This window comes from Verrucomicrobiota bacterium (assembly GCA_037139415.1).
In the GTDB taxonomy this organism is placed as follows: domain Bacteria; phylum Verrucomicrobiota; class Verrucomicrobiia; order Limisphaerales; family Fontisphaeraceae; genus JBAXGN01.
Genome location: JBAXGN010000236.1, coordinates 1 through 10,468, shown reverse-complemented (window position 1 = coordinate 10,468; position 10,468 = coordinate 1). Strand labels below are relative to the sequence as shown.

Sequence of the window (10,468 nt, the reverse complement as noted above, 5' to 3'; positions counted from 1 at the left end):
TATGTCCGGGCTTCTTAAAAAAACTGCTTTTCTAAGTCCGACAGGCTGCTAGGAGATCAGTCACTGCTGGTTGTTCGAGATTCCATGCGGCCTCACCTAGCCGATCTTTAGAAATCACAAAGCCTTCGTGCTCAATCTGCACACTCAAATCATCAATTCGTAATTGCTCGCGGGGGATGATACAGAGGCGCGTCGTCTTGGGCATGGGTGCTCCCGTTGGCTTCTCGACAACGATGATGGAGGGGAAAACATCGGCTTCCTCGAAAATTTGTTTGGCATGGCCAAAGTCCACCACGGATTTGACCCACGCTTTTTCGCTAAAGAAACGGCGGAGCGGTTCGCCATAGCCGGCCTTCATCCACTTGTTGGTGACGATAAAGGAAAGCAGCCCGCCCGGCTTCAGCATTCGCACGCCGAGTTCGTAGAAATAGACATAGAGGTCCGCCATGCCGTGGAAGGCATCGTAGTGGGATTCCAGCCATGGTTTGAAGGACGTGAGCAGTTCCTGCCGGACATACGGCGGGTTGCCCACCACGACATCGAAGCCGCCTTGGGCGAAGACCTCGGGGAAGGCGGTCTGCCAATTGAAGGCCTTGGGATGCACCGCCGGGTCGCTGATGACGCTGTTGCCCTCACGGATGCTGTGGTCGAGGCTGGTCAGGGCTTTTCCGCGCGCGGCGGTCTTGATCCAGAGGCTGAGCTGGCAAATCTGAATGGCCTCCGCGTTGAGGTCCACGCCGTAGAGATTGTGTTGCAGAATCTGCCGGTCGAGATCGAACAGGGTGCGCTGGCCGCGCAGTTCCTCCAGCCGGGCGTTGGAGGCTTCATAAACGGCATGGAGTTGATCGAACGCTTCGATGAGAAACGCGCCGCTGCCGCACGCGGGATCAAGAATGCGGAGGGTTTTCAGGTCTTCCTGCCACGCTTCCCAGAACCGGATGAGGGCTTTGCGCTGCGGTTCGTTCAGCACGGCCAGGTCGTAAGCGCTGGGGTCGGCCAGGGCCTTGCGGGCGGTACCGGTGGTTTCCGCTTCGTGCGTTTGACGCAACGCGGCAAACCGGGTTTGTACCACGCCGCCCAGGGTTTGCTCGACCAGGTAGCGGGTGATAAAGGCCGGGGTATAGAACGCGCCTTCCTGTTTGCGCCGGGTTTTCGCCTGATCGTCATCCACGGGAGCACCTTCAGCCTCCAGACCGTGGCGCAACCGCTCCAGGTCGGTGATGGATTGCTCGAAGATGTGCCCGAGGATATCCACGTCAATCACGGAACGGACTTCGGTGGTCTCGTCCGCGTCGGCCACTTCGCGGGCAGGCCGGTAATCGTAATCGCCCAGCTCCTTGAAATGGGCGCAGACGTCGTCCGGCACCTGGAGGGCGTCCAGCGCCGGATCGGGGGCGAACAGGCCGCCGTTGTAGGCCGGGATGTTCAGACCGGCATTGCCGGCATCAATGGCTCGGAAAAGACCGCAGAAGTTGACCCAGACGGGTTTGGGATTGTAAGGATCATGATGTTCGAAGGCGCGCTTCAGGGTTTCGGCGGGCAGGAGACCGCGATCTTCGCAAAAGGCGGTGAACAAGACACGGTCGAGCAATTTCTGGGTGCAGCGCAGAATCTCGGGCGGGCTGACGGCGGGGTTTGCGCGGCACAGCCGGGTGAGCACCTGTTGGCGAATGTCCGCGTAGAGAGCGTAGAACTGGTTGGTCAATGTGCGCCCGACGACTTCGGAGGCGCGGAGCAGCTCGTAGAGATGGCAATCGCGGTGTGCGGAAACAACGCGTTCGGCCCCAAGGAGAAACACAAAGCGTTTGAGCAGCACGGGATCACTGGCCAGCCGGACGGTCTCGAAGCGTTCATAGGCGTGCTGCTGCGCGCCTTTGTGATACAGCCGCGTTTCCCGCATCGAAGTGACGATGATCCAATCGCACGGGAGGTTGATGGCATAGCGATACGCCTGATCCACGGCGGACATGCGACGCCCCGCAAACGGGCGGTCCAACGGATTTCGGGCGCTCTTGCCTTCGAGCACCGCAGTGAATTGTTCCTTGTCTTTCTGGAATCTGCCCAACACGGCATCGGCAAATTCGCCGTCCACCTCGACATGCCGTTCGCGCGACAAGGTAAAGGTGTCCGCCGGACCAGCCGGGCCGGTGTAGCCGAGCAGACCGCCAAAAATGTCCGTGAGGAAATCCGGAAGCAGTTCGGTTTCCTTGAAATCGTCGGCGCGACCGGAAGCCATGAGTTCGGCCCAGTACTGGAGTTTGGGCAGCCAGGCACCCACGCGGTCCGGCAGGTTGAAAGACCGCACTTGCTGGCGGATCACCTCCGGATGAAAAAGCGGTTTGGATTCGAGCGCCATGGGTTTAATTGTCAGCCACGCTGGCCAGAATGGTTCGCACCGAAACCCGCGTACCCTTAATGACCGGCGCTCCGCCACAAATCTCGTGTCGGCGTTCAAAAAACGACAGGTAATCGCGCACCATGCAAATAACCTGCCTCACCGTGCGCACATTTACCAGCCTGTTTTTAGGGTTGGTGACAAACGATTTGCCTTGGGGCGGTTTTCACAACATACTTCCCCACATGCGCTCCATTGGCACGCTGCCCAATGAACTCCAGGCCCGCACGTTTGGGGAGTATCTCTATGTGCAGGGCATCAAGAACGACGTCGAGGCCGAAGCCGACGGCGCGTGGATCATTTGGGTGCATGATGAAGACCTGATGGCGCAGGCCAAGACGCATCTGGACCGGTTCAACCAGAACCCCGAGGCGCCGGAGTTCCGGGAAGAATCCAAACGCGCCAATGCCTTGCGTTCGGCGGAAGAGCGCGCCCAGGCGGAATATGAAAAACGCTGCGTGGACCGCTCCAAGCTATTTCCCACCATGGCTCCGTATGGGCTGGGGCCGCTGACGCTGGTCCTCATGGGCGCATGCATCCTGTTCGCGTTCTGGACCAGCTTGGGCCAGAATGATTCGGCATTAAAGCTGCTGTTTATTTCAAACTATCGCCCGGGATTCCTAGGTATTCCCGCGCTTTCCGAAGTGCGCCATGGGGAAATGTGGCGGCTGCTAACGCCGGTGTTTCTGCATTTCAGCTTTACGCACATCTTTTTCAACCTGCTATGGCTGATGCAGCTTGGTTCGATGATTGAGGCGCGGGAAAGTTCATGGCATCTGGTGGCGCTGGTGGTGGTCATTGGCGTGGTGTCCAACACCGGTGAATATCTGGGGTCGGAAATCTACCGGTTTGGCGGCATGTCCGGCGTGGTGTACGGGCTGTTTGGTTACGTCTGGATTCGCGGCAAGTGCGATCCGGCATCCGGCTATTTCATGGACAAGGTGAACGTGGTGCTGATGATCATCTGGTTTTTTGTGTGTCTCTCCGGCAAGGTGGGGCACATCGCCAACATCGTGCATGGTTCCGGGCTGGCCATTGGCATGGCCTGGGGCTATCTCTCCGGTCGTGCCCGGCTCAGGTAAAGTCGCCCGCCTGACGAGGCCACCTTTTTTATTGGCTTTTGGGTTGTTTCCGCGCTGCCTTCCGGGTTAAGCTACCGCCGCATTAGTCACCCGCACACTCCGCCGCCCTGCTCATCGGGTAGATGAGCCAGAGGACGACTGGGGGCCAAAACCACCTCGGCGGGCGTTGTCGGTGACGGACTATGGATTGTTGTGTATGAAAAAGACCGCTGCCAGTGCCCGCTCGCATCCGGCCACCCCGGCCAAAATCCACCCTGTCATCATTTACCCGTTCCGTCAGCCGGCGGATCATTCAGATTTGGAGGACCTCTACCAACTGATTGGGCGGCTGGACGGCGAGAAGGACAAATACGCCCGGCCCATCACGGTCATGGATAACAAAACCGTGCATGCCATGGAATGGGATGCACGCTTCACGAAATTCCGTAACAGCACCGTCGCCAAACATTCGGACATCCTCGACGCCTGGTGTGTGGATACCTGCCAAATGTGGTACACCGGTCTGGGCGCCGCGTTTGCCAAAGGCGGACCGGAGGACGTCTATTGGCTGATTCCCGGCGATTTCAATTACGGCAGTTCGACCGGCAGGGAAGTGCTCAGCCGGCTGCATGATTTGCCGGAAATCATTCTGGAATTGAACCAGGACTTTTGCATCGGGGAGATCACCACCGATGGCGGCGACCACAAGCAGCTCCTGGACACCTACGGCACCATGGCCCTGCTCTATAACTGGTTCCCGGCTGAGGCCCAGGAAATCCGCAAAATCTCCACCCGGCCGCGCTCTGAATTTTTCGCCATCCGCCACAGCTTTCTGCGCGAGATGCTGATGCAGCGGTGGTACCCCTATGAACAGACGCTCGTCATGCTGCTGCACGCCGTCTTCAGCAACCGGAGCATCAGCCGGTTTTCCGTGGGGGATGTTTCCGATCTGCCTCACGGGCGCGAATCGCTCAGCTCGGCCATGCAACAAGTGGAGCGCACTGAGCGCGTGCTGAAACTGCTGTGGCGGGATCGCCACCAGAGCCGCAAGGGTTGGGTGGAGCAATACCGCCCATTGGAAATGCAATCCGAACAAGTGCTGCGCACCGCCTTGATCATCTTGCAAAATGTGTTGGCGTGAGAAAGTTTACATGGCGATCGGCCTCCGCCAAATACTCTGGCCGGAGGAAATCTCCGCATTTTGCGCATCCCTTGCTTGCAGTAACTAGCTGCTGACGCTATAGAAGAGACGAAAATTATGAAGCAAATCCGTTCCTTATCATGGGTAAAGCCATGGCTCGCACTGGTGTGGCTGGCTGGCTGCCTCGCGACTCAGGCCGCCCAGATCACACCGCACAGCCAGTTCAAGCCAGGCGAAATCTGGACCGATACCACTGGCGCGCCCATTAACGCGCATGGCGGCGGTATCTTGTATCACAACCAGCGGTATTACTGGTATGGCGAGATCAAGACGGGCAAGACTTGGGCACCGGAATGCAATCGCAGTTGGGGCGGTACCCGGGTCGAGCTGATTGGGATCTCCTGTTATTCCTCCAGCGATTTGTACAACTGGAAATCGGAAGGCAACGTGCTGCCCGCCGTGCAGGGTGATCCCGCGCACGAGCTTCACAAGACCAAAGTGTTGGAGCGGCCCAAGGTAATTTACAATCGCACCACTAAGCAGTTCGTCATGTGGATGCATGTGGATTCCGAGGATTATCAATTGGCCCATGCGGGCGTGGCGACCAGCGATTCCCCCACCGGCCCGTTCCGCTACCTGGGCAGCCTGCGACCGGACGGCGCCATGAGCCGCGATATGACGGTGTTTGCGGATGAGGACGGCAAAGCCTATCTATTCCATGCCTCGGAAGAAAACGCCACCATGCATATTTCGTTGCTGACGGACGATTATTTAAAGCCGGCGGGACGTTTCGAGCGGGTGTTCGAGAAACGCTCCATGGAAGCGCCAGCGATCTTCAAGCACCAGGGACGCTACTACCTGGTGGCCTCCGGTTGCACCGGCTGGGCACCCAACGCGGCGCGCTCCGCCGTGGCCGACTCGATTTGGGGACCGTGGAAGGAACTCCCGAACCCCTGCCGGGGGCCCGAGGCGAACATCACGTTTCGCGGTCAGAGCACCTTTGTGCTGCCGGTGGCGGGCCAGCCTGGCACGTTTATTTTCATGGGTGATCGTTGGAGCCAGAATGACCTGCCGGACTCGCGTTATTTGTGGCTGCCCGTGACGTTCACCAAAACCGGTTTCGAGGTGCCTTGGCGCGACTCGTGGAATTTGCGCGAACCGAATCCGTAACCCCACTTATGAAAAACACCAACCGCTCCAAACGATCGCCAGTTGGTGTCCCAGGCCATTCGCTGGGTGGCTAAAAAGGGGTAACGTTGGTTGCTACTCCGCTGGGAAGTGAAACCACCGATTATGACGAGCCACTATGTTCACCTGTTGGCGGGCCTGCTGGTTTTTTCGGCCGGCTTGGTCTCGCCTTTGCCGGGCGCTACCGAGCTTCGGGTGGCGGATTTTGGCACCAAAGGGGATGGGGTGACCGATGACGGCCCCGCCATCCAGCGGGCGCTGGACAAGCTGAGGGAAGCTGGGTCATTTTCCAGCCTGCGTTTTGAAAGCCACAAAACGTACCGGGTCAAAACCACGCCGGAAACGTGGGTGTTCACATTAAAAGACCTGCAGGAGGTAACTCTGGATGGCGGTGGTTCCCTCTTTCTCCTGGATGCGCGGCTGCGGTTTCTGCACCTGACCCATTGCACGAATGTGACGGTGCGCGGTTGTTCGGTGGATTTTGATCCGCTGCCTTTCGCCGATGGCACTATTGTGGCGAAAAATCCGCAGATGAAAACGGTGGATGTAAAAATCCACGACGGCTTTGTGCTGCCACCCTTGGGCGGGCCAACCCGCGAGCGAGAGCAGGCCTACTTTGGGATGCTCTGGCATCAAGGCCCCCATAGCCTTACCGGCCAACATTATTTTATCAAGGATAGCCAGGCGGCGTATCCCGGCAGTCTGGAACAACGGATCTTCCGGGTGTTTGCGGTGGATAATTTTAATGGCTTTAACCAAATCAAGGAAGGCCAGACACGCATCAGCCTGCCGGTGCGTGGCATCGCGCACAAGATGGAGGGCTACGGCGCCAGCCCGGCATTCGTCATCGAGGAAAACCACAGTGTGCTCTGCGAAGATATCAACCTATGGTCAGCGCCATTGTTTGGCGTGAACCTGGCGCGCAATCACGGGACCTGTGTGTTTCGCCGCTTTGATATCCGCCCCAAACCCGGCACCGGACGGCTGACTTCATCGTGGCGCGATGGGTTTCATGTCAAAGCCAACTACGCCACCCTGCTATGGGAGGACTGTCACCTGGAAGGCATGAACGACGACTCGTTCAATACCGCCACCCATTCCGCCAAAGTGGTGGAAGTGCTGGCCCCGGGGAAATTCCGTCTCCGGCAGAATTTTCCGCTGGGCATCGTGCCATATCATGTGGGTGACATCGTGTCTGGTTACGACGTGGCGGGTGGAAAATTGTTGGACCGAGCCAGGATCACGGCGTCCCTGGCGCAAGATCATCCATCCACGTCTGGCGCCCGCCCGGCCTCGCCGGTCGTGACCGTGACCTTGGATCACCCACTGCCGGATTTGAAGGTGGGTGCCGTGGTGTGGAACGTGAGCAGCGCGAATCCGGACACCACCCTGCGGCGTTGCAAAATCTTCAACAGTTGCCGGTTTCAATCACCGGTGAAAATCGAGGATTGCGATATCACCGCGTTCTGCTGGTTCTACGGCGATAATATCGAAGGGCCTCTGCCTGCGGATGTGGTGATTCGCAATTCCCGGTTCCAACGGGGCCGAGGTAACCCGCGAACGGTGCTGGAATTCACCTCGCTGATCCAGGGACCGAGTGGCAAACGCGCAGTACCCACCCAGCCGGTAATTGCCCGGGTGCTCCTGCAAAACAACACCCTTGATGGCCTGCTGGATCTGGGTTACACGGAAAAGGTGACGCTTACCGGAAACCGCTTCCTGCCGCCGCATGGCAAACTGACCATCCACGATAGCCGTTTGGTGCAACTACAGAATAATTTCCTGGGCAATCAGCTCCTGGAGCGGCTGGATCAGATCCAAGTGCCAGACGAACCGACGCGTCGCGGCATTGAGATCCGGAACTAAACCGCTCGGCAGCCCAGCCGCCCCAGCCGAGTTAAAGCGATTACTGGCGCTGGCAGTGGTTAATGCGTGGTTCAGAAAAACGGAGAAAAAATTCTGCAAAAAAATCCCTTCCAAAACGCCATGGCATGGTATAGTTTAGTCGCCGCTGTTGTCCGATGGTGTAATGGTAGCACAAGAGTTTTTGGAGCTCTTTGTCATGGTTCGAATCCATGTCGGACAGCCACTTCAACCTCAAACCATTCCCATTCGTCGCATGGTTTCCCATCATTCCCATCGCCGACTATCCTGGGAATCCGGTTCATCCTGTCAAAACACTTTATTTGACGGCCTTGAGCGTCACCGACGCCAGATTGATCGCTTTCCATTGTTTGGCTTCGCCTGCCGGGCGCACGGTAAGGGTAAGTTTGCCCGGTTCCTTGATCTCAACCTGACCCAGCTTCACGTCCGTGTACTCCTCCCACGAACTGGTTTTGGGAGCCGTACCGCCAAGCTGCTGCCCGCCTATCTCCACAACGATTGCGTTCTCCGTCCGTTGCGATGCGGTGCGCACTGTCACCTGGAACTTGCCAGCTTTAGTCACTTCCAACGGCCATGAGATGTATTCGCCATGGTCATCCCAACGGCTAACGTTCGCCTTGCTGCCATGGCCCTGCATCCGGATCTTCTTCCCGTGCAGATCCGCGTCATCCGCATTGCATTTGAAACCGCCATCCTTCCCCGCCTTGACAAAGAACGGAATGATGGTCATTTGCTCCGTCGGATTTGAACCCGCCAAGTCGAGACCCTTGATCTTCAGTACCCAGGCACAGTCACCCACTTTTTGCTGCGGCAAGGTGACGGACAGACCGGCCTCGGTGCGTTCAAACGCCGCCGTGGTACTGGCACCGAGCAGTTCCACGCTGGTGATGTCTCCTTTGAGCCCCGCCTGTTTTTTACCCAGGGTTTTCACCACAAACTTCCCGCTATCCGGCCAGCCAAACACAATGGCATACAACATATCGCCCTTGGTGGTGAAGCGCATGTCTTCAGCGGTGTATTGGTTACCCTTGCCTTCGTTGAAATTGCCGGCGCCAGCCTTGGCGCTTTTGTATCCTTCGCCATACACTTTCCAAGGCCGGGTACCGAAGATGGCTTCGCTGTTCAGCCGCATCCAGGCGGCGATTCCTTCCAGGCACTTTGTTTCATCCTCATCAATGGTGCCGTCGCCCCGCACTGGCACGTTCAACAACAGATTCCCGTTTTTGCTGACGATGTCCGCCAATAAATGAATCACCGTCGCCGGGGTTTTATACCCGTGTTTGTCGTAGATGCCGCGATTGTAATGCCAGCCACCAATGCAGGTGTCCGTCTGCCAGACAAATGGTTCGATCCGGTCGCTGATGCCGCGCTCGATATCCCAGATCAAGCATTGGCGTTGTTCCTCGTTCAGCCCCTTGGTATTCATCACGGCATCGTTGCGTCCCCCATGCGCCTTCGCGTTCGAGTTGTAGAGGTGTGCCGCCAAGCTAAGACCGATCTCTGGCCGGTTTCCGAGCGGCAACACGCTATCGTCAAAATACAGGAGATCCGGTTGATACTTGTCAATCAGCTCCTTGGTCCGGTTGTAAAATTTCTGGCAATACGCATCATCCGGTTTCGTCCCAATTGCATGGTTTTGCGCGTACAAATCCTGCGGATCAAGGCCGTCCCACCACAAGCCTTTGCCATCCGCCTTGGTGAGCTTGCCGTCATACGGTACGCCTTTCATCGGGCCATTGGTATCGGCACCCTGCGCGCCTTCGTACCAACTCCAGGCGCGTCCCGCATGCACGGTGACGCCGAAGTGGACGTCATATTTTTTGGCCGCCGCCGCCCACAACCCCACTAGGTCCTTCTTGGGCCCGATCTTTACCGAATTCCACGGCTGGTAGGTCGAATCATAATTATCGAAATTACAATGGTGATTGGCCATCTGGACGAAATACTTTGCACCCGCCTGTTTATAGAGGGACATCAACGCATCTGGATCGAACTTGTCGGCCTTCCACAGGTTGCAAATATCCTTGAAACCGAACTTCGAGGGGTGCCCGTAGGTGGCGACATGATACTTATTTTGCCCGCTCCCCTCCGTGTACATGTTGCGGGCGTACCAGTCACCCTGTTCCGGTTGGCACTGCGGCCCCCAGTGAGCCCAGATGCCGAACTTGGCATCGCGGAACCAGTCGGGGCATTGGTACTGCTTTAAGGACGCCCAGTCGGGTTTGAACGCTCCGTCCAGGACGGGAAGATCCAGTTTGCCTTCCGCTGCCGAAATGGAAGCGGATGAAAGCGCGAGTATCACCGGTAGAATTTTGATCGTTTTCATGACTATATCTGGCACCACCCTACGCCTCAACACGCCGCCTGAACATGTTCAACTTTGACCAAGTAATGTCAGTTTTTGACCTTGGTGGTCCCGTCCTGCTCAATGATTACTGCTCAATGGTCACTGGCTCCTGCCGAATTTCCCTTATGTGTACGTACACATAATTTCCCTCCCGGAGGGAACCACTTTCCCGAAAATCTTGCTACCGTGACGCCCATGAATGACATGAACATAAATCCGAAATGGCGGTCCTCATTCGCGTTGATTCGCGCGATTCGCGGGCGGCCATCTCCTGAATCCAAGCTTCTACCTTTTAGCGGTGATTTTTCTGCAAAAGTTGGCTTCCGACTTCGAATTTGGCATCTTCCGGTCATAATCTTTTTGCCAATAAATTTTTCTGCCATGTTCGGCTTCCTGCTTTTCTGGTGCAGCCTTCGATCTTTGACAGGCCAGCGGGTGCAAGTCCCGCCTCG

The 10,468-nt window shown here is 57.2% G+C and carries 7 protein-coding genes and 1 tRNA gene; 5 read left to right on the top strand and 3 right to left on the bottom strand.

Translation table 11 applies throughout. The features are described from left to right. Positions 1–31 precede the first annotated feature (31 nt). Positions 32–2,356: an N-6 DNA methylase gene (locus tag WCO56_26625; protein ID MEI7733175.1), complete on the bottom strand. Its 2,325-nt coding sequence runs from the start codon at positions 2,354–2,356 to the stop codon at positions 32–34. A gap of 4 nt (positions 2,357–2,360) precedes the next feature. Further along, the gene (locus WCO56_26620; GenBank protein ID MEI7733174.1) at positions 2,361–2,480 is read right to left on the bottom strand and encodes a DUF433 domain-containing protein; all 120 of its coding nucleotides are present in this window, start codon (positions 2,478–2,480) and stop codon (positions 2,361–2,363) included. Here WCO56_26620 and WCO56_26615 point away from each other — a divergent pair. The 5 genes from WCO56_26615 (at position 2,479) to WCO56_26595 (ending at position 7,874) form a co-directional block, all read left to right on the top strand. After that, positions 2,479–3,477 (top strand): rhomboid family intramembrane serine protease, encoded by a 999-nt coding sequence (locus WCO56_26615; GenBank protein ID MEI7733173.1) that lies wholly within the window; start codon positions 2,479–2,481, stop codon positions 3,475–3,477. The genes WCO56_26620 and WCO56_26615 overlap by 2 nt on opposite strands. A 196-nt stretch (positions 3,478–3,673) precedes the next feature. After that, positions 3,674–4,597, top strand: a complete 924-nt coding sequence (locus WCO56_26610) for a hypothetical protein (GenBank protein ID MEI7733172.1) — start codon at positions 3,674–3,676, stop codon at positions 4,595–4,597. 117 nt (positions 4,598–4,714) lie between these two features. Beyond that, the gene (locus tag WCO56_26605; protein MEI7733171.1) at positions 4,715–5,767 is read left to right on the top strand and encodes a glycoside hydrolase family 43 protein; all 1,053 of its coding nucleotides are present in this window, start codon (positions 4,715–4,717) and stop codon (positions 5,765–5,767) included. Positions 5,768–5,890: 123 nt separating this feature from the next. Continuing rightward, on the top strand, positions 5,891–7,651 hold the full coding sequence (locus tag WCO56_26600; protein MEI7733170.1) for a hypothetical protein: 1,761 nt from the start codon (positions 5,891–5,893) through the stop codon (positions 7,649–7,651). 149 nt (positions 7,652–7,800) lie between these two features. Beyond that, positions 7,801–7,874: transfer RNA gene (locus WCO56_26595), tRNA-Gln, on the top strand. A gap of 93 nt (positions 7,875–7,967) precedes the next feature. Here WCO56_26595 and WCO56_26590 read toward each other — a convergent pair. Continuing rightward, on the bottom strand, positions 7,968–9,995 hold the full coding sequence (locus WCO56_26590) for an alpha-L-fucosidase (GenBank protein ID MEI7733169.1): 2,028 nt from the start codon (positions 9,993–9,995) through the stop codon (positions 7,968–7,970). Positions 9,996–10,468: the final 473 nt, after the last annotated feature.

Excerpts from the sequence above, each read along its gene's own strand:
- WCO56_26615 (MEI7733173.1), top strand. The coding sequence starts at position 2,479 with ATGCAAATAACCTGCCTCACCGTGCGCACATTTACCAGCCTGTTTTTA.
- WCO56_26605 (MEI7733171.1), top strand. The coding sequence starts at position 4,715 with ATGAAGCAAATCCGTTCCTTATCATGGGTAAAGCCATGGCTCGCACTG.
- WCO56_26610 (MEI7733172.1), top strand. The coding sequence starts at position 3,674 with ATGAAAAAGACCGCTGCCAGTGCCCGCTCGCATCCGGCCACCCCGGCC.
- WCO56_26625 (MEI7733175.1), bottom strand. The coding sequence starts at position 2,356 with ATGGCGCTCGAATCCAAACCGCTTTTTCATCCGGAGGTGATCCGCCAG.
- WCO56_26600 (MEI7733170.1), top strand. The coding sequence starts at position 5,891 with ATGACGAGCCACTATGTTCACCTGTTGGCGGGCCTGCTGGTTTTTTCG.
- WCO56_26590 (MEI7733169.1), bottom strand. The coding sequence starts at position 9,995 with ATGAAAACGATCAAAATTCTACCGGTGATACTCGCGCTTTCATCCGCT.
- WCO56_26620 (MEI7733174.1), bottom strand. The coding sequence starts at position 2,480 with ATGGTGCGCGATTACCTGTCGTTTTTTGAACGCCGACACGAGATTTGT.